General features: G+C 68.6%; 28 protein-coding genes and 3 tRNA genes. 10 read left to right on the forward strand and 21 right to left on the reverse strand.

Annotated features, from left to right (window positions below):
* Positions 1-111 precede the first annotated feature (111 nt).
* From FGL94_RS08025 to mvk, 4 genes are read right to left on the reverse strand one after another with little or no spacing between them, the layout of a single operon-like run.
* Entirely contained in the window at positions 112-456 is a 345-nt protein-coding gene (locus FGL94_RS08025) for a hypothetical protein (RefSeq protein ID WP_144923158.1), read from the reverse strand.
* The gene (locus tag FGL94_RS08030) at positions 453-1,508 is read right to left on the reverse strand and encodes an Mrp/NBP35 family ATP-binding protein (RefSeq protein WP_144923161.1); all 1,056 of its coding nucleotides are present in this window, start codon (positions 1,506-1,508) and stop codon (positions 453-455) included. The genes FGL94_RS08025 and FGL94_RS08030 overlap by 4 nt, the downstream gene beginning before the upstream one ends.
* Positions 1,509-1,553: 45 nt before the next feature.
* Positions 1,554-2,363: an isopentenyl phosphate kinase gene (locus tag FGL94_RS08035; protein ID WP_144923164.1), complete on the reverse strand. Its 810-nt coding sequence runs from the start codon at positions 2,361-2,363 to the stop codon at positions 1,554-1,556.
* Complete coding sequence (gene mvk / locus FGL94_RS08040; protein WP_144923167.1) at positions 2,360-3,376, reverse strand: mevalonate kinase; 1,017 nt, start codon at positions 3,374-3,376, stop codon at positions 2,360-2,362. The genes FGL94_RS08035 and mvk overlap by 4 nt, the downstream gene beginning before the upstream one ends.
* A 130-nt stretch (positions 3,377-3,506) precedes the next feature.
* Between mvk and FGL94_RS08045 the strand changes: the two genes are divergently transcribed.
* Both FGL94_RS08045 and FGL94_RS08050 read left to right on the forward strand, forming a co-directional pair.
* The gene (locus tag FGL94_RS08045) at positions 3,507-4,055 is read left to right on the forward strand and encodes a mechanosensitive ion channel domain-containing protein (RefSeq protein WP_144923170.1); all 549 of its coding nucleotides are present in this window, start codon (positions 3,507-3,509) and stop codon (positions 4,053-4,055) included.
* Positions 4,056-4,118: 63 nt separating this feature from the next.
* Positions 4,119-4,469: a DUF4870 domain-containing protein gene (locus FGL94_RS08050; protein WP_144923173.1), complete on the forward strand. Its 351-nt coding sequence runs from the start codon at positions 4,119-4,121 to the stop codon at positions 4,467-4,469.
* A 190-nt stretch (positions 4,470-4,659) separates the two neighbouring features.
* Here FGL94_RS08050 and rpsB read toward each other — a convergent pair whose 3' ends face one another.
* The 13 genes from rpsB to FGL94_RS08115 all read right to left on the reverse strand — a co-directional run bounded on the left by rpsB (position 4,660) and on the right by FGL94_RS08115 (position 10,878).
* On the reverse strand, positions 4,660-5,508 hold the full coding sequence (gene rpsB / locus FGL94_RS08055; protein WP_144923176.1) for a 30S ribosomal protein S2: 849 nt from the start codon (positions 5,506-5,508) through the stop codon (positions 4,660-4,662).
* Positions 5,509-5,524: 16 nt separating this feature from the next.
* Complete coding sequence (gene eno / locus FGL94_RS08060; RefSeq protein WP_144923179.1) at positions 5,525-6,727, reverse strand: phosphopyruvate hydratase; 1,203 nt, start codon at positions 6,725-6,727, stop codon at positions 5,525-5,527.
* Positions 6,727-6,906 (reverse strand): DNA-directed RNA polymerase subunit K, encoded by a 180-nt coding sequence (locus tag FGL94_RS08065; RefSeq protein ID WP_050024947.1) that lies wholly within the window; start codon positions 6,904-6,906, stop codon positions 6,727-6,729. The genes eno and FGL94_RS08065 overlap by 1 nt, the downstream gene beginning before the upstream one ends.
* Before the next feature lie 3 nt (positions 6,907-6,909).
* Positions 6,910-7,104, reverse strand: coding sequence for a DNA-directed RNA polymerase subunit N (locus FGL94_RS08070; protein WP_004046453.1), 195 nt, complete (start codon positions 7,102-7,104; stop codon positions 6,910-6,912).
* Positions 7,105-7,116: 12 nt separating this feature from the next.
* Positions 7,117-7,515, reverse strand: coding sequence for a 30S ribosomal protein S9 (locus FGL94_RS08075; protein WP_144923182.1), 399 nt, complete (start codon positions 7,513-7,515; stop codon positions 7,117-7,119).
* Entirely contained in the window at positions 7,509-7,958 is a 450-nt protein-coding gene (locus tag FGL94_RS08080) for a 50S ribosomal protein L13 (protein WP_144923184.1), read from the reverse strand. Before FGL94_RS08080 ends, FGL94_RS08075 begins: the two co-directional genes overlap by 7 nt.
* Complete coding sequence (locus FGL94_RS08085) at positions 7,955-8,308, reverse strand: 50S ribosomal protein L18e (RefSeq protein ID WP_008008421.1); 354 nt, start codon at positions 8,306-8,308, stop codon at positions 7,955-7,957. The genes FGL94_RS08080 and FGL94_RS08085 overlap by 4 nt, the downstream gene beginning before the upstream one ends.
* A 39-nt stretch (positions 8,309-8,347) precedes the next feature.
* Positions 8,348-8,432, reverse strand: a tRNA-Leu gene (locus tag FGL94_RS08090).
* A 107-nt stretch (positions 8,433-8,539) separates the two neighbouring features.
* Entirely contained in the window at positions 8,540-9,292 is a 753-nt protein-coding gene (locus FGL94_RS08095) for a DNA-directed RNA polymerase subunit D (RefSeq protein ID WP_144923187.1), read from the reverse strand.
* 1 nt (position 9,293) lies between these two features.
* Positions 9,294-9,683: a 30S ribosomal protein S11 gene (locus tag FGL94_RS08100; RefSeq protein ID WP_004046448.1), complete on the reverse strand. Its 390-nt coding sequence runs from the start codon at positions 9,681-9,683 to the stop codon at positions 9,294-9,296.
* Positions 9,684-9,689: 6 nt separating this feature from the next.
* Positions 9,690-10,217 carry a 30S ribosomal protein S4 gene (locus tag FGL94_RS08105; RefSeq protein WP_099255453.1) on the reverse strand — a complete coding sequence of 176 codons (528 nt, stop codon included), beginning with the start codon at positions 10,215-10,217 and terminating at the stop codon, positions 9,690-9,692.
* Entirely contained in the window at positions 10,214-10,735 is a 522-nt protein-coding gene (locus FGL94_RS08110) for a 30S ribosomal protein S13 (RefSeq protein ID WP_144923190.1), read from the reverse strand. Before FGL94_RS08110 ends, FGL94_RS08105 begins: the two co-directional genes overlap by 4 nt.
* Positions 10,736-10,792: 57 nt before the next feature.
* Positions 10,793-10,878 (reverse strand) — tRNA-Ser (locus FGL94_RS08115).
* A 244-nt stretch (positions 10,879-11,122) separates the two neighbouring features.
* Here FGL94_RS08115 and FGL94_RS08120 point away from each other — a divergent pair.
* The 7 genes from FGL94_RS08120 to FGL94_RS08150 all read left to right on the forward strand — a co-directional run bounded on the left by FGL94_RS08120 (position 11,123) and on the right by FGL94_RS08150 (position 17,308).
* Positions 11,123-12,163: a zinc-binding dehydrogenase gene (locus tag FGL94_RS08120; RefSeq protein WP_144923193.1), complete on the forward strand. Its 1,041-nt coding sequence runs from the start codon at positions 11,123-11,125 to the stop codon at positions 12,161-12,163.
* Complete coding sequence (locus FGL94_RS08125; protein ID WP_144923196.1) at positions 12,153-12,524, forward strand: hypothetical protein; 372 nt, start codon at positions 12,153-12,155, stop codon at positions 12,522-12,524. Before FGL94_RS08120 ends, FGL94_RS08125 begins: the two co-directional genes overlap by 11 nt.
* A 108-nt stretch (positions 12,525-12,632) precedes the next feature.
* A complete protein-coding gene (gene cmk / locus FGL94_RS08130) occupies positions 12,633-13,211 on the forward strand; it encodes a (d)CMP kinase (RefSeq protein WP_144923199.1) in 579 nt (192 codons plus the stop codon).
* Positions 13,212-13,251: 40 nt separating this feature from the next.
* Positions 13,252-14,256: an RNA-guided pseudouridylation complex pseudouridine synthase subunit Cbf5 gene (locus FGL94_RS08135; RefSeq protein WP_144923202.1), complete on the forward strand. Its 1,005-nt coding sequence runs from the start codon at positions 13,252-13,254 to the stop codon at positions 14,254-14,256.
* Positions 14,257-14,331: 75 nt separating this feature from the next.
* Positions 14,332-14,402 (forward strand) — tRNA-Pro (locus FGL94_RS08140).
* A 192-nt stretch (positions 14,403-14,594) separates the two neighbouring features.
* Positions 14,595-15,695 carry a DoxX family protein gene (locus FGL94_RS08145; RefSeq protein ID WP_144923205.1) on the forward strand — a complete coding sequence of 367 codons (1,101 nt, stop codon included), beginning with the start codon at positions 14,595-14,597 and terminating at the stop codon, positions 15,693-15,695.
* Positions 15,696-15,823: 128 nt separating this feature from the next.
* Positions 15,824-17,308 carry a replication factor C large subunit gene (locus FGL94_RS08150; RefSeq protein ID WP_144923208.1) on the forward strand — a complete coding sequence of 495 codons (1,485 nt, stop codon included), beginning with the start codon at positions 15,824-15,826 and terminating at the stop codon, positions 17,306-17,308.
* Between the two features lie 44 nt (positions 17,309-17,352).
* Here the strand turns inward: FGL94_RS08150 and FGL94_RS08155 are convergent, their stop codons facing one another.
* The gene (locus tag FGL94_RS08155; RefSeq protein ID WP_144923762.1) at positions 17,353-18,567 is read right to left on the reverse strand and encodes a sensor histidine kinase; all 1,215 of its coding nucleotides are present in this window, start codon (positions 18,565-18,567) and stop codon (positions 17,353-17,355) included.
* Positions 18,568-18,814: 247 nt separating this feature from the next.
* Here FGL94_RS08155 and FGL94_RS08160 point away from each other — a divergent pair, with 247 nt between their 5' ends.
* Positions 18,815-19,894 (forward strand): zinc-dependent alcohol dehydrogenase family protein, encoded by a 1,080-nt coding sequence (locus FGL94_RS08160; RefSeq protein WP_144923211.1) that lies wholly within the window; start codon positions 18,815-18,817, stop codon positions 19,892-19,894.
* Between the two features lie 21 nt (positions 19,895-19,915).
* On the opposite strand, the gene FGL94_RS08165 is transcribed toward FGL94_RS08160, so the two are convergent.
* Genes FGL94_RS08165 through FGL94_RS08175 form a run of 3 tightly spaced genes read right to left on the reverse strand, consistent with a single transcriptional unit; the run spans position 19,916 to position 22,382 of the window.
* A complete protein-coding gene (locus FGL94_RS08165; RefSeq protein ID WP_144923214.1) occupies positions 19,916-20,842 on the reverse strand; it encodes an amino acid ABC transporter permease in 927 nt (308 codons plus the stop codon).
* Positions 20,842-21,588: an amino acid ABC transporter ATP-binding protein gene (locus tag FGL94_RS08170; protein ID WP_144923217.1), complete on the reverse strand. Its 747-nt coding sequence runs from the start codon at positions 21,586-21,588 to the stop codon at positions 20,842-20,844. The genes FGL94_RS08165 and FGL94_RS08170 overlap by 1 nt, the downstream gene beginning before the upstream one ends.
* Entirely contained in the window at positions 21,585-22,382 is a 798-nt protein-coding gene (locus FGL94_RS08175) for an amino acid ABC transporter permease (protein WP_144923220.1), read from the reverse strand. The genes FGL94_RS08170 and FGL94_RS08175 overlap by 4 nt, the downstream gene beginning before the upstream one ends.
* Between the last annotated feature and the right edge of the window lies 1 nt (position 22,383).

Here is a 22,383-nt window from a genome sequence, read left to right on the forward strand (position 1 = left end):
TAAACGAGCTGCCGGGGCTTCGGAGGTCTTCACCACGGCGCACGTCACAGCCATCTAAAAACGACCGACTACAACCTCTCAGCCTGCCACCCAACCACCAACAATCACGCCCTACCGCTCGATCCCGCCCTGCTCTTTGATCCGCATGATGTGCCGGACGTTCAGGTATATCTCCTCGGGAGATGTCTGCTCCTCCGAGTCGTACAGGTCCGACACGCGGTAGAGGATCGCCGAGAGCTGCTTGCTCTCGGAGCTGTCGCCGCGCACGTCGGCGGCGATCTCGCGGAGGAACGCGCGGACCGCGTCGTCCTCGGCGAACGCCTCGCCCGCCGCGTCCGCGGCCGACTCGGGGACGACCGGATCGATCCCGGCCGCGTCGAGAGGGTCTGCGGGCTCGTCGCTTTCGCCGCCCTCTCCCTCTTCGCCGTCGCCGTCGCCGTCGCCTTCCTCGCTCATCGCTCTCCGCTCACCTCGCGGCGGCGCACGACCCCGGCGTTGTTCGCGACGTTCTCCACGATCACCCGGAACGCGTCCGCGGTCTCGCCCTCCTCCAAGACGACCGGCTCGCCGTCGTCGCCGCCGGTCCGGACCGCGGGGTCGAGCGGGACGCCGCCGAGGAAGGGAAGCTCGTGCTCCTGCGCCAGCGCCTTCCCGCCGCCGGAGCCGAATATCTCGTGGAAGCCGCCGCAGTCGGGACACCGGAAGCCCGCCATGTTCTCGGCGATCCCGAGCACGTTCGTGTCGTGTTTGCCGAACATCCGGAGCCCCTTCACCGCGTCGTCGAGCGCGACCTCCTGCGGGGTCGTGACGATCACGGCGCCCGTCAGCGGGAGCGTCTGGAGGATCGTGAGCTGGGTGTCGCCGGTGCCCGGCGGCAGGTCCATCACGAGGTAGTCGAGCTCGCCCCACTCCACGTCCTCGACGAGCTGGGTGATGATCTTGTGGACCATCGGGCCCCGCCAGATGACCGGGTCGTCCTCGCCGGTGAGGAAGTCCATGCTCATCAGCTTCACGCCGAAGCGCTCGGGAGGGACGATCGTCTCGCCGTCGGTCTGCGGGCGCTCCTCGGCCGAGACCATTCGGGGGACGTTCGGGCCGTACACGTCGGCGTCGAAGAGGCCGACGCGCGCGCCGAGCTCCGAGAGCCCCGCCGCGATGTTGACGGCCATCGTCGACTTCCCGACACCGCCCTTGCCGGAGGCGACCGCGATCACGTTTTTCACGCCCGGCAGGACCTGCTCGTCCGCGTCCAGCTCGTCCGGGATCGAGGCCGAGAGCTCCACGTCGAGGCCCGTGTCGGCGAGCGCCGCCCGGACGTCCTCGGCGATCCCCGACTCGTGCGGCGAGAAGGGGGCGCCGAGCGCGAGCGACACGTGGACCGTCCCGCCGGCCCCGCCCTCGTCAGCCTCGACGGCGACGTCGTTCACGAGACCGAGCGAGACGATGTCGTCCCCGAGGTCGGGGTCCTCCACGTCCGCGAGCCGCTCCCGTACGTCCGCTTCGTTCATACCTAGAGGGAGAACGGTGGGCCGAATAAGGGTTCTGTCCCCCGATCAGTCGACCCGAGTGCCGGCGTCTTCCCCCCGCAGGAACGACGCCAACCCGTCGGCGCCGAACACGTACGCCGGCGCGTCGAGCGCCAGCAGTTCGCGGACCTTCGCCGCCATCCCACCGGATACGTCCGTCGCGTCGCTCGCGCCCAGCGCGTCGGCGACCGACTCGAAGGAGCCGATGGCGGGGATCACCGCGCCGTCGCCGTCGAGGACGCCCGGGACGGTCGAGCAGACGCCGACCCGCCGCGCGCCGAGCCCGGCGGCGAGCTCGACGACCAACTCGTCGCCGGAGACGACGGTGACTCCCTCGCCCGCGGTCGCGACGCCGTCGCCGTGGAGCACCGGGACGAACCCCTCGCCGAGCAACGTCGCCGTCGAGGAGAGCGGCAGGTCGAGGTCGCCGTCGGAGCCCTCGGGACGGGCCGAAAGCGACAGGGGATGGACGGGCACCGCGGGCACGTCCCGCTCGTGGAGCCGGTCGAGGACCGCCCGGTTCAGCGTCGTCATCGCGCCGTGGACGTCCATCACCGCGCCGGCGTCCCCGGTTCCCGCCGTCGTCGAGACGCCGTGCTCGCTGGCGTGGTGATGTCCGAAGCTCCCGCCGCCGTGGACGACGACGAGCCGCTCGACCGCGCCGTCGGCGAGCGCGCCCGCGACCGCGTCGCAGGCCGCGGCGAGCGCGTCGTCGTCGATCGTCTCCGGGTGGTCCTTCTCCGTGATCAGGCTCCCTCCGAGCTTGAGGACGACTGGTGGTCCGGCGTCGGAGTCGCCTGCGGCGTCGGAGTCCGGATCCGTGCCGATGCCCGTCACGGCTCCACCACCCGGACGCCCTCCGTCGCCAGCTCGGCGCGGAACGCCTCCTCGCAGCCCTGCGTGAAGGAGAGCGCGGTCTCCGTCGCGTCGCTCGGGTCGAGCGCGACGATGCAGCCGCCCCCGCCAGCGCCGGTGAGCTTCGCCCCGTGGGCGCCGGCGTCGCGGGCGGCCCACACCATCGCGTCGAGCGAGCGCGCGGAGACGCCGAGCGCGGCTAACAGTCCGTGGTTGAAGTCCATCAGCTCGCCCAGCTCCGCGAGCAGCTCCGGGGACGGCTCTTCTTCAGGAGCGGCGTCTTCGAGCAGCCCCTCGCCGGTCCTGACTAGGTCGCCTATCGAATCGACGGTGTCGGCCGCGAACCCGTACTCCTCGCGGAGCTCGCCGACGCCGGCGACGAGTTCTCCGGTGTCGCCGGCCCCGCCGTCGAAGCCGACGACGAACGGGAGGTTCGGCGTATCGATCGGTTCGCAGTCGTCACCTTCGACGCGGACCGCGCCGCCCATCGTCGAGCAGAAGGTATCGGCGCGGGAGGCCTGCCCGTCCTGCACCTCGTACTCGGCGCGATACGCGCGGTCAGCCAGCTCGCGGCGGTCGAGCGGGTCACCGAGCGCGCGCGTCGCGGCGTCGATCCCGGCGACGACGACAGCCGCAGAGGAGCCGAGTCCGGCCCCGAGCGGGATGTCGCTCTCGACGGTGATATCGAAGCCGGCGTCGGGGGCGTCCGCCGCGTCCCGAGCCTGCCGCACCGCGGCGTCGACGTAGCCCATCGCGGCCTCGACCAGCGGGGTCGGCACGTCCACGTCGGGTCGGTCGCCGGTGCCGCCGGCGTACTCTACCGTGAACCCGTCGAGCGAGAGGTCCTCGGCCTCGACGCGGACGTGGTCGTCCGACCGGGGCTCGGCGGTCACCGTGGCGCGTCGCTCGATCGCCGCCGGCACGGCGGGCTCGCCGTAGACGACGGCGTGTTCGCCGAAGAGGTACACCTTCCCCGGCGCTTCACAGGCGGTCATACGAACTCACTCTCTCCGCGTGCTTACAGGCGTTGCGCTTGCGGGATCGTCACAGGTGTGGTTCGGACGCGGAGCGGCAAGCCCCACCGACCCCGCCAGCTTTTCACCGCCGGCCGCTGTCGTGCGCGCTATGACGACGCTCCCGTCGCTTTTGACACGGTCACTCATGAACTTCGTTGAGGGTCTGGCAGTCGCGATACCGCGGCTGCTCTCGGGACTGATCTTCCTCGCCCTGGCGTACGTGACGGTACGGGTCATCCTCTCTCTGGTTCGAACCTCGATCGACCGGATCTACGTCGGCGACCGCGAACTGGTGGGCGATCTCATCGCCACGCTCATGGCTATCTTCCTGTGGTTCGGCGTCGCGCTAACGTTCCTGAAGGTCGTCGGTATGGGCGACATCGCGGCGAGCCTCGGCACCGCCGTCGGCTTCATCGCGCTGGGGATCTCCTACGCGCTCTCCGAGATGATCGAGGACACCGTCGCGGGCGTCTACCTCCTCCGCGACCCCGACTTCAACGTCGGTTACCGCGTCGAGGCGAAGGGCGTGACCGGAACGGTCGCCGCCATCGAACTCCGGAAGACCCGGATCGACACGGACGGCGGCGACCGAGTCGTGCTCGCGAATCGGGAGATAGAGCCGCGGTGGACCCATGACGTGCCCGACGAGAGTCCCTAGCTTCGTGGTCCGATCGGGAATCTGGACCCAATACTTATCAATTCAGTATGAGATATCCGTAGTATGTCATCCCCAACAGATGCGGGCGTTGAGGAAACGGTCGCCGGAGATACGACTCTCGCCGCCCTTTCGCACGCGTCGGCACTGGTCGCTTCGTTCCTGGGACCGCTGTTGTTCCTGATACTCGCGGACGACGACGACGAGCTCGTCAAACAGAACGCCAAAAACTCCCTCAACTTCCAGCTGATCATCTTCATCGCGATGGTCGTCTCGGGACTGTTGACGGTCGTCCTCGTCGGGTTCGCGCTCATCCCGCTCATCGGACTGATCGATCTCGTGTTGGTTCTGATAGCCACTCTGAAGGCCAACGACGGGCAGGTCTACTCGTACCCGTACACGCCGGACATCCTCTGAGGGCCGCGGAGCAGGTCGCGGCCCGCGTCGCACACGACGCTCGCGGGAGCGTCCTCACGAGTCCGTCTCCCACGAGATCGCCTCCCGCAAGATCGCCTGCCGATCACTCGTTATCACGATAGCGACGGCGACAGCGGCGGTGCTACGGGAGTGAACTGTCAGAAAAGTCGAAATCGACGTCGAAACGGCCCTACAGCTCGTCCTCGAAGTCCTCGAGGGCGAACACGGTGTCGGAGCCGCGGCGGTCGAGCGTCTCGTTGGCGAGGAGCCAGTAGACGACCGACAGCGCGCGTCGGCCCTTGTTGTTCGTCGGGATGACGAGGTCGACGTTCGACAGCTGGTTGTTGGAGTCGCACATCGCGATGACCGGGATGCCGACGGTGATGGCCTCCTTGACGGCCTGCGCGTCGCCGATCGGGTCAGTGACCACGACGACGTCCGGCTCGATATAGCCGGCGTAGTCGGGGTTCGTCAGCGTTCCGGGGATGAAGCGACCCGTGCGGGCGCGGGCGCCGATGGCGTCCGCGAACTTCTCGGCCGGGAACCGGCCGTACTGGCGCGAGGACGTGACGAGGATCTGCTCGGGGTCGTAGTTCGCGAGGAAGTCCGCGGCGGTGCGGATCCGCTGGTCCGTCGTGCTCACGTCGAGCACGTACAGGCCGTCGTCGCGGACGCGGTGGATAAACCGCTCCATGTCCTTCGTCTTCTGCTGGGTCCCGATGTGGACACCGGCGGAGAGGTAGTCCTCGACCGGGATCAGCAGGTCGACGTCGTCGTCGGGCATGACGTCGTCGTCGAACGGGGAGGCGTCCTCCTCGTCCGCGGCGTCGTCACCCGCGTCTTCCGTCGCGTCGGCCTCGGCGGCCGCCTCGCTCTCGGCGTCGGCGGATGCTTCGGGCTCGGCGTCAGCGGACGCCCCCTCGGCAGCCGCGTCGGCGGTCGGTTCCTCGGTCGTGTCGGCCTCCTCCTCGACCGCCGCGTCGACCGCCTCGGTCTCCGCGTCGTCGTCGAGTTCGACCGCGTCGTTGTCTTCGCTCATGCGTGGTGTCGGCCCGTCATACCGCGTCGTCCGCGATGCGGACCAGTTCGTTCAGCTTGGCAGTGCGCTCGCCGCCGACCGTGCCGGTCTTGATGAATCCGGCATCGGTCGCCACGGCGAGGTGTGCGATGGTGGTGTCCTCGGTCTCGCCCGAACGGTGCGAGATGACCGTCTCGTACCCGTTGCGAGAGGCGAGTTCGACCGCGTCGAACGCGTCCGACAGCGTCCCGATCTGGTTCGGCTTGATCAGGATGCTGTTGGCCGCGCCCGTGTCGATCCCCTCGCGGAGCCGCTCGACGTTGGTGACGAACAGGTCGTCGCCGCAGATCAGCGTCCGGTCGCCGACTCGGTCGGTCAGCTCCGCGAACGCCTCGTAGTCGTTCTCGTCGAGAGGGTCCTCGACGTACGCGAGGTCGTACTCGTCGACGAGTCCGGCGACGTAGTCGATCTGCTCGCCGGTCGATTTGGTCTCGTCGCCGTACACGTACGCACCCTCGTCGTCGTCGTACAGCTCGGCGGCAGCCATGTCGAGCCCGAAGCGGATCTCGAAGCCGACGTCGTCCTCGACGCGGTCGACCGCCTCGTCGACGACCTCGAACGCGTCGGCGTCCGAGATCGGGGGCGCCCACGCGCCCTCGTCGCCCTTCGCGGCCGGCACGCCGCGCTCGTCGAGCACGTCCGCCACCGCCGCGTGGACCGCGGCGTTCGCGAACACGGCCTCCGAGACGCTGGGCGCGCCGACGGGCGCCGCGAGGAACTCCTGGATGTGCGTCGCCTCCTTGGCGTGCTCCCCGCCGCCGACGACGTTGCCGAGCGGGATCGGGAAGTTCTCGCCGCGGAACGCGCCCCCGAGGTGCTGGTACAGCGGCGCACCGAGCACGTCGGCGGCGGCCTTCGCGGCCGCCATCGAGATCGCGACCGCGCTGTTGGCGCCGATCGCGGAGAAGTCGTCCGTGCCGTCGGCGGCGCGCAGCGCGTTGTCGACCGCGCGCTGGTCGCCGGCGTACACGCCTTCGAGGCGGGGGACCGCGTGCTCGCGGGCCGCCGCGATGGACTCGTTGGCCGGGAGCTCGATCGCCTCGTACTCGCCGGTCGAGGCCCCGCTGGGGGCCGCCCCGCGGCCGAAGCCGCCGGACTCGGTGAGCACGTCGGCCTCCACGGTGGGGTTCCCGCGTGAGTCGAGCACGCGACGCAGTGAGATGCCGGTGATTCGGGTCATTAGTTGGATTCCCTCCGGACCGTGAACGGGAGCGCACCCGCGTCGTACTCCTCGGCGGCGACGAGGATGGGCTCCGTCTGGTCCGTCTCGATCAGCACGGGCGCCCCGTAGGACACCTGCAGCGCTCGCGCGCCGAGGATTCGTGCCTTCTCGTATCGGTTGTATCGCTGTTCTGACATGGTTTACTGGTACGGCGAGACGACGTCGACGAGGTCGCGGTGACTGACCAGCATTCGGCGACAGCAGTGCCGGTCGACGCCGAGCTCGTCGAGGACCTCACCGGGGTCCTCGTCGCCCTCGCGGGCGCGCTCCTTGAATTCCTCCCAGTGCTCACCCACGACGTTGCCGCACGTGAAACACCGGACGGGGATCATCATGACTGGATCACCTCAGCGGTAGGACTTCTGGTAGCGGGCACGCGCGCCGGGTCCGCCCCACTTCTTGGGTTCGGACTGGCGCACGTCGTTGACCAGCAGCGTGCGGTCGAAGTTCATGTACGCGTCGCGCAGCTCGGCGTCGCTGAGGTGCTGAACGAGACCGCGCGCGATGGCGGTCCGCGTCGCGTCGGCCTGGCCGCTGAAGCCGCCGCCCTCGACGTTGATATCGATGTCGACGCCGTCGCGGAGTTCCTCACCCGCGATGCGGAACGGCTCCAGCATCTTGAGCCGCGCCTGCTCCGGTTCGACCAGCTCGACTGGCTGGGAGTTGATACGAACGCGGCCCTCGCCGTCTCGCACGGTGGCGCGGGCGACGGCCGTCTTCTTCTTGCCTGAGGTGTTAGTTACCATGTGACGTTGGCTCCCAGAGACTCGGAGATGGATCCGAGCGTCGTGAATTTGATGTTCGAGAGGCGGTCGAGCGAGGTTCCGTCGAGGACGACGCTCTCGACGTCATCGTCGCGCTCGTAGGGGTTGCCCACGTAGACGCGGACGTTCGAGAACGCCTCGCGACCGTCCTCCGTCTTGTACGGCAGCATGCCGCGGATGGCACGCTTGAAGATCCGGTCGGGGCGCTTGGGGTAGTACGGCCCGCTGTCGGAGCCGAGCTCCGCACGGGTGTGGTACGTCTCCATCGTCGCCTCTTCGTTGCCGGTGATGACCGCGCGCTCGGCGTTGACGACGGCGACCGTCTCGCCGTCGAGGACGCGCTGGGCGACCTTCGACGAGACACGACCGAGGATGCAGTCTCGGGCGTCGACGACGACGTCCGCGTCGATCTTCGCGAGACTCATCGGATCACCCGGACGTTGCTCCCTTCGGGATTCTGTTCAATGAACTGTTCGAGCGACACCGCTTCGCCGGCCTGGTCGATCTTCGTTCGGGCGGTGCCCGAGAAGTCGACGGCGGCGACGGTGACGTTCTTTTCGAGCACACCGCTGCCCAGCACCTTGCCGGGGACGACGACCGTCTCGTCTTCCTGAGCGTATCGTTCGATACGGCCCAGGTTGACCTCAGCGTGCGTGCGCCGTGGCTTCTCCAGTCGGGCGGCGATATCCTGCCATACGTTGGCACCGGAATCGCGCGAGACCGACTTCAGATCGGCGATGAGGTTCTGTAGTTTCGGATTCGTCTTGCTACTCATAGCTGTCCCTCCTGAAGTGGAGAGTTAGTGAAAACGGAGTGCAGGGAGCAGGATTTGAACCTGCGGACCTCTACAGGACAGCGCCCTGAACGCTGCGCCGTTGGCCTGACTTGGCTATCCCTGCGTGCACTCCTGCGTAATCCGGCTCCCTTCAAACCACTTTCGGTCCCGGCGTCGTGACTCCGTGCAGGGGCGAGCGCCGTGTGTGCGGTTTGAAGGTCCGTCATTACGTTAGACCGCGACTTTCGTCTGTAGTTCGTCCGCGCGCTCCTCGATGGAGTCGATCGCGCGGAGCAGCAGTTCCTCGACGTCGAACGAGCCGTCCGTCTCGATGTGGAACACGAACGCGCCGGGGACATCCTCGACGCTGACTTCCTTCCCGGGGAACCGCTCCGAGAGGTCGTTGTCGAACTCGTCGGTGAGCTCGATCTCCCCGTCAGGCGTCTCGATGACGCCGCGGAGGATCCGGGGCTCGTCGTCGTCGAACTCGCCGAGGTCGCCCTCGACGGAGACGCGCTGAAGGTGACGATAACCGACGGAGACACCGCCCTGATGTTTGGCGTGCTCCTTGCCGGTATCGAGCACCGCGTCGGCCTCGAACTCCAACCGCTGTCCCTCCTTCAGCTCGATGATCGGGATGTTGTCGTCGGCGACCTCGACGAGCGGGTCCGCGCACTCGATGTCGCCGGAGTACGCCGTCGCCGGTCCTTCGACGTCGAGCGCGAGGGTGACCTCGTCGCCGAGTTCGAAGTCGTCGAGCGGCGTCTTCAGGGGCACGAGCCCCAGCCGAAGTCCGATCATCTCGTCGAACATGACGGAGGAGTTCTCGACGAACCGAACGGTGTCGATCGAGAACGTCGGGACGTCGGCGATCATCGCGCGGCGGATGCCGTTGGCGAACGCCGGCGTGAGCCCGCGGATCAGTACCCGCGCGCTGCGATCGTCCCGTTCGACGTACTGGACGTCGAAGTCGTCTTCCGTCATGTCAGACTCGCTTGTTCTTGGGCGCCTTCGTCCCGTCGTGCGGGATGGGCGTGACGTCCTCGATCCGGCCGATCTCGACGCCCGCACGCGAAAGCGCGCGGATCGTCGCCTGCGCACCGGGACCGGTGGACTTGTTGAGGTTGCCGCCGGGGCCGCGCACGCGAACGTGCACGCCCTCCAGGCCGGCGTCCTTGACGCGCTCGGCGACGACCTCCGCCATCTGCATGGCGGCGTACGGCGACGCCTCGTCGCGGTTCTGCTTCACCACGGTGCCGCCGGACGACTTGGCGATCGTCTCGGCGCCCGTCTCGTCCGTGACCGTGATGAGCGTGTTGTTGAACGACGCGTACACGTGGGCGATGCCCCACTTTCCGTCCTCGGATTCACTCATGGTTGGTTACTCCTGTGACTCCGCGCGCTCGGGGTGGAGATCGTCCGCGAGCGGGCTGTTCTCGTCGAAGGCGATGGCGCCTTCGTCGTCCACATCGACCTTCACCGACGGGCGCGTGACGCGGGCGCCGTTGACGGTGATGTGGCCGTGAACGATGAACTGGCGGGCCTGCTGGGTCGAGGACGCGAACCCCTGCCGGTAGGCGACCGTCTGGAGACGGCGCTCGAGCAGGTCGGTCACGTCCAGCGAGAGGACCGCGGAGATGTCGTCGTTGTCGCCGAGGATGCCGATGCGGCGGAGCCGTGCGACGAACTCCGCGCCGGCCTCCTGTGCGGCGTCGACGTCGCCCTGCGCCTCGCCGAGCAGGCGACGCGCCTCGCGTCGCATGCTGCGAAGCTCGGACTGGGCGCGCCAGAACTCCTCTTTGTTCTTGAGACCGTACCGCGAGAGGAGATCGGACTCCTCGGCGATGCGCTCGCCCTGGTACGGGTGGTTCGGCGTCTCGTAGCCCTTCGTGTTCTTGCCGGTGCTCATTCCTCGTCACCCGCTGCTTCTTCTTCCGCCATCTCCTCGCGGATCTCCTCGACGTTGACCCCGATGGTCCCCTCCGAGCGACCCGTGGACTTCGTGCGCTGACCGCGTACCTTCTGGCCGCGCTTGTGGCGAACGCCCTTGTACGATTCGATGATCTTCATCCGGTTGATGTCGTGGCGACGTTTCTCGTTGACGTCGGTGCCGACGAGGTGCGTCGTCTCTCCGGAGTAGAAGTCGTTCTGTCTGTTCGTCATCCACGACGGGACGTGGTCTTCGAGGTTCTCGGCGATGTCGACCACCGCGTCGAGGTCATCCTCGTCGAGGAGTCCGAACGTGGCGTTCTTGTCCACGTCGGCCTTCTCGGCGACCAGCCGCGCCGTGCGCGTGCCGATGCCGTCGAGTTCGGACAGGCTTCGCTCGACCGTCTTCGTCCCGTCGAGGTCCGCGCCCCCGATCCGGACGAAGTACTGGAGGTCTTCCTCCTCCGGCGAGTCGTCCTGTGATTCTTCCGTGCTCATGTGTTGGTTGTGGTGAGCCCTACCGGCGCGAATCCGGCGGTGCTCGGTCCGTTCGAGCGTTGCGGCGGGGATTCGAACCCCGGAGGCAGTGACGCCACAGAGTTAGCAACCCTGCGCCTTGGGCCAGGCTTGGCTACCGCAACTCGCGTCGTATCATCGCCCTCGTGGACTCGGGACCCGGCGCCCCTGCAGTTCGTGCATCCGTATGGTCCCCCTTTCGGTACTTAAACATCACGAAAGGCTCGGGACGGATGCGCCCGATTCACACCGGTGTGAGGGCTTGTCACGGAAGAACGAGCATTCGCCGAGGGCGGCAACGGGAATCCCGCGTGGTCCGGCGGTTCCGTTTGGCGTACTGTTTAGTGGGTGCCGCGGCTGGATCCTCCCATGAAGGCCGTCCAGTTCGACGCCCACGGCGACCGCGACGTGATCGAGTACGGCGAGTTCCCGGACCCGGAACCCGACCGCGGCGAGGTCCTCGTCGACGTCAAGGCGGGCGCGCTGAACCACCTCGACATCTGGACGCGTCGCGGGATGCCGGGCATCGACCTGGAGATGCCCCACATCCCCGGCAGCGACGCGGCCGGCGTCGTCGAAGCCGTCGGGGAGGGCGTGACGCGCTTCGAACCCGGCGACCGCGTCGCCGTGAGCGCCGGCGTCTCCTGCGGCGAGTGCGAGTTCTGCCGGCACGGCGAGGAGTCGCTCTGCCCGTCGTTCCACATCATCGGCGAGCACGTCCGCGGCGTCCACGCCGAGCGCGCGGCCGTGCCCGCGGAGAACCTCGTGCCGGTCCCCTCGGGCGTCGACTGGGAGGTCGCGGGCTCCGCCTCGCTCGTCTTCCAGACCGCGTGGCGGATGCTCCAGACCCGCGCCGACATCGAGGCCGGCGAGAAGGTGCTCGTCCTCGGCGCCTCCGGCGGCGTCGGCCACGCGGCCGTCCAGATCGCCGACCACGCGGGCTGTGAGGTGTTCGCGACCGCCTCCACCGAGGAGAAGCTCTCCCACGCCGAGGCGTGCGGCGCCGACCACGTCATCGACTACGAGACGAACGACTTCGCCGAGGAGATCGCCGAGCTGACCGGGCGACGCGGCGTCGACGTCGTCGTCGATCACATCGGCGAGGCCACGTACCCCGACTCGCTGAAGTCGATGGCGAAGGGCGGTCGGCTCGTCACCTGTGGCGCGACGACCGGGCCGAACCCCGACGCCGGACTCAACCGGATCTTCTGGAACCAGCTGTCCGTGATCGGCTCGACGATGGCGACGCCCGGCGAGGTCGACGACGTGCTGGAGCTCGTCTGGGACGGCACGTTCGAGCCGCACGTCCGCGACACACTGCCGATGAGCGAGGCCGCCCGCGCACACGAGATGATCGAGAACCGTGAGGGCTTTGGCAAGGTGGTCGTAAAACCCGACAGTGAGCTCTGAAGCCGACGGCGACACGGGCGAGAGCACGGACGGCGGCTACGTCCACGTGCCCGGCGAGGTCAGCGACGGCGGGGGCGACCACGGCGGTGAGAGCGACGGAACCGGCCGGAGAGCGTCCGATCCGGCGCCCGCCGCGTCCGAGCCCGAGGCCGACGGCTTCGGCCGGAAGGGGTGGGCGCTGACGGCGGTGCTTTTCACCTGTATCCTCGTCATCCCCGGGATCATCTACGTGTACCCGTACGCGGCGGGCGCGCTCGGGTTCTCGTTTTTCGCGACGTACCTCGCCTTACCGCTCGTCCCGGCCGTCCTGCTCGGCGCGGTCGCGGTCTGGTCGATGACCGCGGCGACGCGGGATCAGTAGGGACGCTTCGACGCTCGGCGGCGCCTCGTCGGAACCTCGCCGACGCGCTTCCTCGCTTGCCGCGCGCCGAACGACAACCGTTTTGAACGACACCCGCGCAGTAGCGATATGTTGATCACCGTCTCCGGCCCGCCGGGAAGCGGGAAGAGCACGAACGCCGCGGGGCTCGCCGATCGGCTCGGGCTCGATCACGTCTCCGGCGGGGACATCTTCCGCGAGATGGCGGCCGAACGCGACATGACTCCCGTCGAGTTCAACGAGTTCGCGGAGGAGGACCCCCAGATCGACCGAGACCTGGACGGTCGACTCCACGAGATCGCCACGACCCGCGACGACCTCGTGTTGGAGTCGCGGCTCGCCGGCTGGCTCTCGGCGGACCACGCCGACTTCCGGTTCTGGTTCGACGCTCCCGTGTCGATCCGCGCCGAGCGCATCGCCGAGCGCGAGGCGAAGCCCGTCGACCGCGCGAAGGCCGAGACCGAGCGCCGCGAGGCCTCAGAGAAGAAGCGCTACCGCGAGTACTACGACATCGACATCGACGACCTCTCGATCTACGACGCCGCGTACAACACCGCCCGGTGGGGACCGGAGCCGTTCATCGACGTCCTCGTCGCGACCATCGACGCGTACGACCCCGCGACCGACGAGGGAAAGGCACCGATCGAGGGCGTGAGCTACGACTTCTGACCGCTGAATCCACACTCCCCACACTCCACACAACCCCCGCATGACCCGACACTCCGACGACACCGATCCGGGCGACGACTCCGCCGCCGATCTCAGTGACGACCCCCTCCGAGCCCCGCCCGGCGAGCGCTCGGTCCCGGAGCTGCTCAGGTTCGGCGTCGTCAACGTCGACAAGCCCGCGGGCCCCTCCTCCCACCAGCTCTCCGCGTGGGTGCGCGACGCGATCATCGAGACGCTGGCGAATCTGGACCCCGAGGGTCCCGCGATCGGCGGGGTCGCGCACGCGGGAACGCTCGATCCGAAGGTCACCGGCTGTCTCCCGACGCTGACCGGCGACGCGACCCGCGCTGCACAGGTCTTCTTGGAGGGGAGCAAGGAGTACGTCTCGGTGTTGGAGCTTCACGGGTCGCCCCCTGCGGACTTCCGCGACGTGATCGCCGAGTTCGAGGCGGAGATCTACCAGAAGCCGCCGCGCAAGAGCGCGGTGACCCGCCGGCTCCGGACCCGCACGATCCACGACCTCGACGTGCTGGAGGTCGACGGCCGGCAGGCCCTCATCCGAATCCGGTGTGAGTCCGGGACGTACGTCCGGAAGCTGTGTCACGACATCGGTCTCGCGACGGGCGTCGGCGCGCACATGGGCCACCTCCGCCGGACCGCCACCGACCCGTTCGACGACCGCGATCTGCATCCCTTACAGGACCTCTTCGACGCGCTCGCGTGGGCCGAGGAGGGCGACGACGCGCTCCTCCGCGAGGTCGTCCGCCCCGCCGAGGACGCGCTGGTCCACCTGCCGTCGGTGACGATCGCGCCCTCCGCCGCGCGCAACGTGGCTACCGGCGCGCCAGTCTACGCCCCCGGCGTCATCGACGTGGACGGTGTCGACACCGACGAGAGTCCGGGCGAGAACGGTGACGAGAGCGACGACCCCCCGCTCGTCGCCTGCCACACCCCCGACGGCGCTGCGGTCTGTCTCGGCCGGCTGGTCGGCGATCCGGACGCCGAGTCCGGCGTCGTCGTCTCGCTGGAGCGCGTCCTCGTCTGAGGCCGTCGTGGTCGGCGGACGAGGAGTGAAACGAAGTCCTTAATTACCGGACTCTCGTTTTTTCGGATGCAGACAGGGACCGTGGGGTAGTGGTATCCTATGCGGATGGGGTCCGTATGACCTGAGTTCGACTCTCAGCGGTCCCATGCGAATTCTCACACGATCTGCCCGAAATTAGCCAGCTTCGCTGCTATTGCGTCGATATAGCGTGACGTGTCCTGTCCGGCCCACCGGCCAGTCACGCTCGTCGGAGATACAGGGAGATCTCGAGCGTTTCAGCGTTTCTCCCGAATGTCTATGGGAAACACCGTTAGGTGCGTTCAACCCGTAGAAGGAGTATGTCCGTTCGTTCCCGACCAGCGGCCGTTGCCGCGTGTGCCCTGTTTGCGACGCTCGTCGCGAGACCGGTCGCGGCCCACGTCGATTACGTCACCGAAGACACGGGGGACCCGCTCGACGCGGTGGCGTTCGCCGTCGGGGTGCTGTCGGAGCCGCTGAACGCCGCGGTGTTTACGGGCGCCGGTCTCGTCACGGCCGTCGGGATCGCCGTGTATCTCTGGGTACGACCGACGATCACCGACGTGGTCGTCCTCCGCCAGACGCTCGCCGGCTACGCCGACCTCGTCCCGTGGATACTGCGACTCGCCATCGGTCTCCCACTCGTCGGCGCCGGGTTTCAGGGGTACCTGTTCGCGCCGACGCTCGCGTTCGACACCGGGTCGAGCCCGTTCCTCCGGGTGCTGTTCATCGGGATCGGTTTCTTCGTCCTCTTCGGGCTCGCGACGCGGATCGCCGCGACGGTCGGGCTAATAACGTACGCGTGGGTCCTCCTCGCGGTCGATCCCGCCGTCGTCATCGCGATGGAGTACGTCCCGGTGCTGATCGCGCTCGTGATGGTTGGCGGCGGTCGGCCGAGCGCCGACGACATCCTGTTAGCGGTCGCGAGCACACCGGGGTCGTACTACGGTCGGGTCGACCCCGTCCACCACCTGAAGTCGTTCCTCGACGCGTCGACGGGCTCACTGCGCCGGTACGTCCCGACGATCCTCCGCGTCGGGATGGGCGTCACGTTCGTGTATCTCGGGCTCATCGAGAAGCTCGCAGACCCCGGCAGGGCGCTGCTCGTCGTCGAGAAGTACGACCTCACGTCGGTCGTCCCCGTCGATCCGGGACTGTGGGTCGTCGGCGCCGGCGTGACGGAAATAGCGGTCGGTGTGGCGCTGATCGCCGGGTTCTTCACCCGCGGCGCGGCCGCGCTCTCGTTCGTGTTGTTCACGACGACGCTGTTCGGTCTCCCGGACGACCCCGTCCTCGCCCACGTCGCGCTGTTCGGAATGGCGTCGGCCGTCTTCACGCTGGGGTCCGGCCCGCTCTCGTTCGACCGCTTGGTCGGCCGTCCAGCGCTCGACGGCGACGAATCGGCCATTGCGGCCGACTGAGGGATCGAAGGCGGTGACACGTCGGAGCGACTCGACGACGGCGTCACCAACGCGCACGGCCGGACCGCCGAGCGCCTGCAACGAGTGGCTCCGCAACCACTAAACGCGGCTCGCTCTTTGCACCGGTAATGGCCGACTGGACCGAAAAGTACCGCCCGAGCACCCTCTCTGAGGTCCGCGGCAACGACAAGGCCCGCGACGCGTTCGCGGACTGGGCGCGCTCGTGGGACGATCACCGCGAGGCCGTCGTCCTCCACGGGAGCCCGGGCGTCGGGAAGACGAGCGCGGCCCACGCGCTCGCGAACGACATGGGGTGGGAGACGGTCGAGCTGAACGCCTCCGACCAGCGCACCGCCGACGTCATCGAGCGCTTCGCGGGCCGGGCCGCCCGCAACGCCACTCTCGGCGGGAGCGCGGCCGGGGGCGGCGCGGCCGGCGGCGACACGGCCTCGCGCCAGCTCGTTATCCTCGATGAGGCCGACAACATTCACGGCAACTACGACCGCGGCGGGGCCTCGGCGATCACGAAGCTGGTCAAGGAGTCGGGCCAGCCCATCGTCCTGATCGCCAACGACTACTACGACATGGCGCGCGGGCTCCGGGACGCCACCCAGGAGATCGAGTTCCGCGACGTCTCCGCTCGCTCCATCGTCCCCGTCCTCCGCGACGTCTGCCGGAAGGAGGGGATCGAGTTCGAGTCGGACGCGCTCGAACGGATCGCGGAGCGCAACCGCGGCGACTTGCGCGGCGCGATCAACGACCTGCAGGCCGCCACGGAAGGCCGCGACTCGATCGCGGTCGAGGACGTGGTCACCGGCGACCGCGACAAGGCGCTCGGGTTGTTCCCGTTCCTCGACGCGGTCCTCAAGGAGGAGTCGGCAGAGGAGGCACTCCAGTCGGCGTACGCGGTCGACGAGACCCCCGACGACCTCACCAAATGGATCGAGAACAACGTCCTCGACGTGTACGACCCGATGGAGTCGGTCCGCGCGTACGACTTCCTCGCGAACGCCGACGTGTGGCTCGGGCGCGTCCGGGCCACCCAGAACTACACCTACTGGCGCTACGCCACCGACAACGCGGCCGCCGGCGTCGCCGCCGCGCGTGACGGCGAAAAGGGGGGGTGGACGCGCTACGGCCGTCCGCAGTTCTGGAGTTCCTCCGACGCGACTGCGGATGAGCTGGTCGGGAAGATCGCCGCCGAAAGCGGGTGCAGCGTCGCGACAGCGCGCCGTGAGGTGCTCCCGTTCCTGCAGGCGGTCACCCACCACTGCAAGCCCCGCGAGCTGACGGTCGCGATGGCGGCCGCCTACGACCTCGACGAGGCTGGCGTCGCCTTCGTCACCGGGTCCGGCGAGTCGACGAACAAGGTGGCGTCGGTCGTCGAGGACGCGCAAGCGCTCCGCGACGAGCGGATGGAGGACCACGCCGAGGGGGCCTTCGCCGGCGGCCGCCGCGCGGCGGACGAGACCGACCCGTCGGACGCCGGAGCCCCAGACGGGACGACAGCCGGTGCGGACGAGAACGACGGGAACGGCGAAGACGACGAGGGCGACGAGGACGACGACGCTGGCGGCGACGACGGACAGGCGGGGCTGAGCGACTTCGTCTGAAGGGAGACGGCCGTCGGATCAGCCCGTACGATCCCCCGCAGCGCTCATTCGCTCGGGGGCGTTTCCGATCCGCTGCGAGAACCGGATCCGCCGGATCCGGGATCGACACGCACGTTCGGCGCGGCGTCCGCGACGTCGGTTTCCTCGGAGTCGACGAGGTCGACATCGGAGAACTCGAACCGGGCGCCGCCGGCCCGGCTCTCGGTGACCGAGAGCTCCCAGCCGTGGGCCTCCGCGATGCGCTCGACGATAGAGAGCCCGAAACCGGTCCCGTCTCTGTCGGTCGAGTGGCCCGGCTCGAAGACGGCGTCGCGCTCCGACGGGTCGATCCCCGTGCCGTCGTCGGCAACGTAGAAGCCGTCCGGCAGCCGTCCCACGAACACCCGTAGCAACGGATCGCGGTCGGTCGCGCCCTCGGAACCGTCGTTCCCGGAACGGGGGACGGGTCCGTCGAAATCGGAGCGAGCGGTGGTGTCTCCACCGAACGTCTCGGTGTCGATGTCGTCGGTCGACCTTCCGGCACCCCGTTCGACGGAATCGCTCTCCGTCGATTCCGACGTCCCGTGTTCGATCGCGTTGCGGAAGAGGTTCTCTAACGCCTGCCGGAGCCGGCTCCGATCGCACTCGATGGACGGCAGGGGCTCGTCAACGACGAGGACGACGCCTTCTGGGGCACCGACCGTCTGCCACGCCCGATCCACGATGGTCCGGAGGTCGGCCGTCGCGGTCTCTTCGACCGATCGGCCCTCGCGAGCGAGCGCGAGGAGGTCGGAGATGAGGTCGTCCATGTAGTCGAGCGCGTCGTGCGCGCGGTCCAATCGCTCGTCCGCCTCCTCCCCGTCGAACTCTCGGGCGAGTTCGATGTTCCCGACGACGACGGAGAGCGGATTCCGCAGGTCGTGGGAGACCACGCTGGCGAACTCCTCTAACCGCTCCCGTTGCTGTTCGAGCTGTTTGCGGCGCTGGACCCGGTCGTCGGCGGGGAAGAGGTATCCGACGACGTCGCCGCTCTCGTCGCGCGCGCCGCGCTCGTGGATCCACTCGGACTCGTCACCGACCGTGAGCCGATACGTCACGTCGACCGCGCCCCCGTCGAGCGCGTCGCGAAGCCGCTCTCTGTCGTCCGGCTCGACGATCCGGAGCCAGTCAGACCGCGTCAGGGTCTCCGGGTTCAGACGCGACTCGCCGGCGGCCTCAACGACAAGCCGCGTCGGGTCGCCGTCCGGTCGACGGTACGCGACTCCCGGTCGACCTTCCATCGGCTGTGTCACACGTAGTACAATTTCTGTAGAATAATAAACCTTTCTCAAATACCAGTTTAGTTACCAGTAACTCGATCGTTGAAATTTCATAATACGCTCCCTAAAGCCGTTAAAAGAGCGTTTAGTGGGTGAAAACAAAGTTCATAGACAGGTCTCGCTGATATCGTATCACGTTCGAATCACGTGTCTGACGCCGTATGCGTCCGGAGCGCAGTTTTAATTCACGCTGGATTGTGGTACCGGTATGCGCGCAGCGATCCTCCGCGAGTACGGCGAACCGCTCGACGTCCGCGAGGTCCCAGGGCCGGAGCCCGACCCAGACGGCGCCGTGGTCGACGTGGCGGCCTGCGGCGTCTGCCGAAGCGACTGGCACGCGTGGGCGGGCCACGGGGAGTGGGCCGACGACCGCGTCCCTCGCGGGCAGGTACTCGGCCACGAGCCCGCCGGCGAGGTGGTCGCCGTCGGCGACTCGGTCGATCGATTCGCGCCGGGCGACCGCGTCGTCGTCCCGTTTTCGCTCGGCGACGGTACCTGCCCGCGCTGCCGCCGGGGACACGGGAACGTCTGCGACGACGGGCGAGCGCTCGGCTTCGAGCCCGACGCCCCCGGCGCGTTCGCCGAGCGGATCGCCGTTCCGGACGCCGACTACAACCTCGTCGAGCGCCCGCCGTGGCTCGACGCGACCGCAGCGGCCGCGCTCGGCTGTCGGTACATGACGGCCTACCACGCCCTCGCGGAGCGGGCCGGCCTCGGCGGCGGCGAGTGGCTGGCCGTCCACGGCTGCGGCGGCGTCGGGCTCTCGACGGTCCAGCTGGGCGACGCGCTCGGCGCGCGGATCGTCGCCGTCGACGTCGACGACGAAGCCCTCTCGCTCGCCCGGGATCTGGGCGCCGACGAGACCGTGAACCCGACCGACCTCGGTGACGGCGAAAAGGCGGTGCCGGACCGGGTCCGGGACCTGACCGACGGCGGGGCGGACGTCTCGGTCGACGCGCTCGGTATCGCCGAGACGTGCCGCAACTCGGTCCGGTCCGTGCGCCCCCGCGGGACCCACGTGCAGGTGGGACTGACCACCGAGGCCGAGCGCGGCGAGGTGTCGCTGCCGACCGACTGGATGACCCGTTGGGAGGTGTCGTTCGTCGGCTCGCGCGGGATGCCGCCGACCAGCTACGACGACCTGTTCGCGCTCGTCGAGGCGACCGACGTGGACCCCGCCGCGCTGGTGAGCGACGAGCTGGCGCTCTCGGAGGTCTCCGACCGGCTCGCCGCGATGGGCGAGTACGACGCCCGGGGCGTCGAGGTCGTCACCGACTTCGGGGGGTGAGCGCCGTCCGAGCCCGGCGCCTCACTCCTCGCTTCCGGCGCCGAGCCCGGGGATCGCCACACGATCTTCGACGCGGACCATCAGCTTCGACGCCGTGAGGACCAAGGCGAGGTACATGGCTCCCGTCACGAGGAAGATGAGCGTGTACCGGAACGTCTCGGCGGCGATCTGGTCGGCCCGGTAGTACAGCTCGGGGACCGTGATGAACCCCGCCAGCGACGAGTACTTGATCAGGTAAACGAACTCGTTGGTCCACGACGGGATCGCGTACCGGAGCCCCTGCGGAAGCACGACGTGGTAGATCGTCTCCAGCTTCGAGAGGCCGATCGCCCGGCCCGCGGTGATCTGTCCCTCCTCGACGCTCTCTAAGGCGCCGCGGATGTACTCGGCCTGATACGCGGCCCCGTTGAGCGTGAACCCGAGGATCGCCACCCAGACCACGTCACGCGCGAACACCCCGGAGACCGCGCCGGGGACGTAGCTCGCGAGGTTGAGCCCGTAGTAGAGCACGAACAGCTGCGCCAGAAGGGGAGTGCCTCGCAGCAGCTCCGTGTACGCCAGCGAGACCCACGACGAGAACCGACCGTACACGCGGGTCACCGCCAGCGGGACCGCGATCACGAACCCCAGCCCGAGACTCACGCCGGTTATGACGACCGTGAGCCACGTCCCCCGCGCAAGATCCGGCGTCATCTCGACGACGAAGGCGGCGTCGGCCGCGTAAGCGGCGAGCCCGGGAACTCCGGCGAGCGTCGCTTCGACGGCGGCAGGCGGGACCAGCGGCTGCCCGACCGGCACGAGAACCCCGCCCAGCCACCGATTGACCCAGCTCACGGCGAGCCAGCCCCAGAACAACGCGCCGGCGGCGACGAGGAGGAGCCGACCGACGGAGCGGTCGGACTCGGCCACGCGCTCCCGGACCGTCGCGGGTCTCGTCGCGCTCGACATCAGTCGTGACTCGCGATCCGTTCGAGGAACCGGCCGGTCCGCTCCTCCTCGGGGCGTTCGAACAGCTGTTCGGGCGGCCCGCGTTCGACCACGCGGCCGTCGTCCAAGAAGACGACCTCGTCGGCGACCGCGCGGGCGAAGCTCATCTCGTGGGTGACCACGAGCATCGTCATCCCCTCGTCGACGAGCCCGTGCATCACCTCCAGCACCTCGCCGATGAGCTCGGGATCGAGCGCGCTCGTCGGCTCGTCGAACAGCATCAGCTTCGGCTCCATCGCCAGCGCGCGGGCGATGCCGACGCGCTGCTGTTGGCCGCCGGACAGCTCGGCGGGGTAGGAGTCGAACTGCTCACCGAGCCCGACGCGCTCCAGCTGGTCCTCGGCGCGCTCGCGGGCCTCCGTCTCCGAGAGGCCGAGCACGCGCCGCGGACCGAGCGCGACGTTGCCGACCGCGGTGAGGTGCGCGAACAGGTTGAACCCCTGGAACACCATCCCGACCTCGCGGCGGAGCTCGTCGACGTCGAGGTCCGGCGAGAGCACCTCCTCGCCGTCCAGCAGGATCGAGCCCTCCTGCGCCTCCGCGAGGCGGTTGACGCACCGCAGCATGGTCGATTTCCCGGAGCCGGACGGCCCGATGAGGACGGTCACGTCGCCGCGGTCCATCTCGAAGGAGACGTCGTGGAGCACCTGCTCCTCGCCGTACCACTTCGAGACGTCCGTCACGCGGAGGAAGTCGTCGTCACTCACGTCGACTCCCCCTCCGGAATCGCGTAGTAGCTGCCGAGGCGGTCGAGCGCGCGGTTCGTCGTGAACGTGAGGACGAAGTAGATTGCACTGATGAAGAGAATGACTTCGAGCACCGCGGTCGTCTGCTCCGAGAACAGGTCGTATCCCCGGGTGAGCAGCTCCGCGAGCCCGATCGCGAACACGATGCTCGTGTCCTTCAACACGATGGTGAACTCGTTTTGAAAGCCCGGGATCGACCGGCGCAGGGCCTGCGGGACGACGACGTACCGGACCGCCTCGAACCGCGAGAGCCCGAGCGAGCGACCCGCCTCCAGCTGGCCGTCGTCGACGCTGGCGAGGGTCGCCCGGAAGATCTGCGACTGGTAGGCGGCGCTGCGCAGGCCGAGCCCTAAGATTCCGGCCGTCATCGCCGAGGAGATCGAGACGACACCGAGGTTGATCTGCGGCACCCCGACGACGAAGTACATCACGATGAGGATCACGACGATAGGCGTCCCGCGCAGCACGACGCCCGCGACGTTCACCGCCCGTTTGAGATACCCGTCGCCGTACACCTCGACCGCGCCCGCCGGGAACCCGACGACGAAGCCGAGGAGGATCGAGGCGACCGTGAGTCCGATGGTCAACAGAGCGCCGACACCGAGGTAGTCGGCGTTCCTGAAGACGAACTCCCAGTCGACGGCGTCGCCGACGAACGCGGTCGAGAGCCCGGTCGGTGGGGCCACGGCCGTCGCCCGGGCCGCGGCGCCGAGGCTCTCGACCGCCGCGAGCGCGAGCGTCCCCGCGACCGACATC

This window comes from Halorubrum salsamenti, from assembly GCF_007671685.1.
Classification (GTDB): domain Archaea; phylum Halobacteriota; class Halobacteria; order Halobacteriales; family Haloferacaceae; genus Halorubrum; species Halorubrum salsamenti.

What these genes read in the sequence shown, in the direction of transcription:
- FGL94_RS08135 (WP_144923202.1), top strand. Translation starts at nt 13,252, where the DNA reads ATGACCCGACACTCCGACGACACCGATCCGGGCGACGACTCCGCCGCC.
- FGL94_RS08085 (WP_008008421.1), bottom strand. Translation starts at nt 8,308, where the DNA reads ATGAGTAGCAAGACGAATCCGAAACTACAGAACCTCATCGCCGATCTG.
- FGL94_RS08120 (WP_144923193.1), top strand. Translation starts at nt 11,123, where the DNA reads ATGAAGGCCGTCCAGTTCGACGCCCACGGCGACCGCGACGTGATCGAG.
- FGL94_RS08050 (WP_144923173.1), top strand. Translation starts at nt 4,119, where the DNA reads ATGTCATCCCCAACAGATGCGGGCGTTGAGGAAACGGTCGCCGGAGAT.
- cmk (WP_144923199.1), top strand. Translation starts at nt 12,633, where the DNA reads ATGTTGATCACCGTCTCCGGCCCGCCGGGAAGCGGGAAGAGCACGAAC.
- FGL94_RS08045 (WP_144923170.1), top strand. Translation starts at nt 3,507, where the DNA reads ATGACGACGCTCCCGTCGCTTTTGACACGGTCACTCATGAACTTCGTT.
- FGL94_RS08150 (WP_144923208.1), top strand. Translation starts at nt 15,824, where the DNA reads ATGGCCGACTGGACCGAAAAGTACCGCCCGAGCACCCTCTCTGAGGTC.
- FGL94_RS08075 (WP_144923182.1), bottom strand. Translation starts at nt 7,515, where the DNA reads ATGGTAACTAACACCTCAGGCAAGAAGAAGACGGCCGTCGCCCGCGCC.
- FGL94_RS08100 (WP_004046448.1), bottom strand. Translation starts at nt 9,683, where the DNA reads ATGAGTGAATCCGAGGACGGAAAGTGGGGCATCGCCCACGTGTACGCG.
- FGL94_RS08145 (WP_144923205.1), top strand. Translation starts at nt 14,595, where the DNA reads ATGTCCGTTCGTTCCCGACCAGCGGCCGTTGCCGCGTGTGCCCTGTTT.
- FGL94_RS08080 (WP_144923184.1), bottom strand. Translation starts at nt 7,958, where the DNA reads ATGAGTCTCGCGAAGATCGACGCGGACGTCGTCGTCGACGCCCGAGAC.
- FGL94_RS08155 (WP_144923762.1), bottom strand. Translation starts at nt 18,567, where the DNA reads ATGGAAGGTCGACCGGGAGTCGCGTACCGTCGACCGGACGGCGACCCG.
- FGL94_RS08105 (WP_099255453.1), bottom strand. Translation starts at nt 10,217, where the DNA reads ATGAGCACCGGCAAGAACACGAAGGGCTACGAGACGCCGAACCACCCG.
- eno (WP_144923179.1), bottom strand. Translation starts at nt 6,727, where the DNA reads ATGACCCGAATCACCGGCATCTCACTGCGTCGCGTGCTCGACTCACGC.
- mvk (WP_144923167.1), bottom strand. Translation starts at nt 3,376, where the DNA reads ATGACCGCCTGTGAAGCGCCGGGGAAGGTGTACCTCTTCGGCGAACAC.
- FGL94_RS08160 (WP_144923211.1), top strand. Translation starts at nt 18,815, where the DNA reads ATGCGCGCAGCGATCCTCCGCGAGTACGGCGAACCGCTCGACGTCCGC.
- FGL94_RS08065 (WP_050024947.1), bottom strand. Translation starts at nt 6,906, where the DNA reads ATGTCAGAACAGCGATACAACCGATACGAGAAGGCACGAATCCTCGGC.
- FGL94_RS08110 (WP_144923190.1), bottom strand. Translation starts at nt 10,735, where the DNA reads ATGAGCACGGAAGAATCACAGGACGACTCGCCGGAGGAGGAAGACCTC.
- FGL94_RS08025 (WP_144923158.1), bottom strand. Translation starts at nt 456, where the DNA reads ATGAGCGAGGAAGGCGACGGCGACGGCGACGGCGAAGAGGGAGAGGGC.
- FGL94_RS08165 (WP_144923214.1), bottom strand. Translation starts at nt 20,842, where the DNA reads ATGTCGAGCGCGACGAGACCCGCGACGGTCCGGGAGCGCGTGGCCGAG.
- FGL94_RS08070 (WP_004046453.1), bottom strand. Translation starts at nt 7,104, where the DNA reads ATGATGATCCCCGTCCGGTGTTTCACGTGCGGCAACGTCGTGGGTGAG.
- FGL94_RS08030 (WP_144923161.1), bottom strand. Translation starts at nt 1,508, where the DNA reads ATGAACGAAGCGGACGTACGGGAGCGGCTCGCGGACGTGGAGGACCCC.
- FGL94_RS08095 (WP_144923187.1), bottom strand. Translation starts at nt 9,292, where the DNA reads ATGACGGAAGACGACTTCGACGTCCAGTACGTCGAACGGGACGATCGC.
- FGL94_RS08175 (WP_144923220.1), bottom strand. Translation starts at nt 22,382, where the DNA reads ATGTCGGTCGCGGGGACGCTCGCGCTCGCGGCGGTCGAGAGCCTCGGC.
- rpsB (WP_144923176.1), bottom strand. Translation starts at nt 5,508, where the DNA reads ATGAGCGAAGACAACGACGCGGTCGAACTCGACGACGACGCGGAGACC.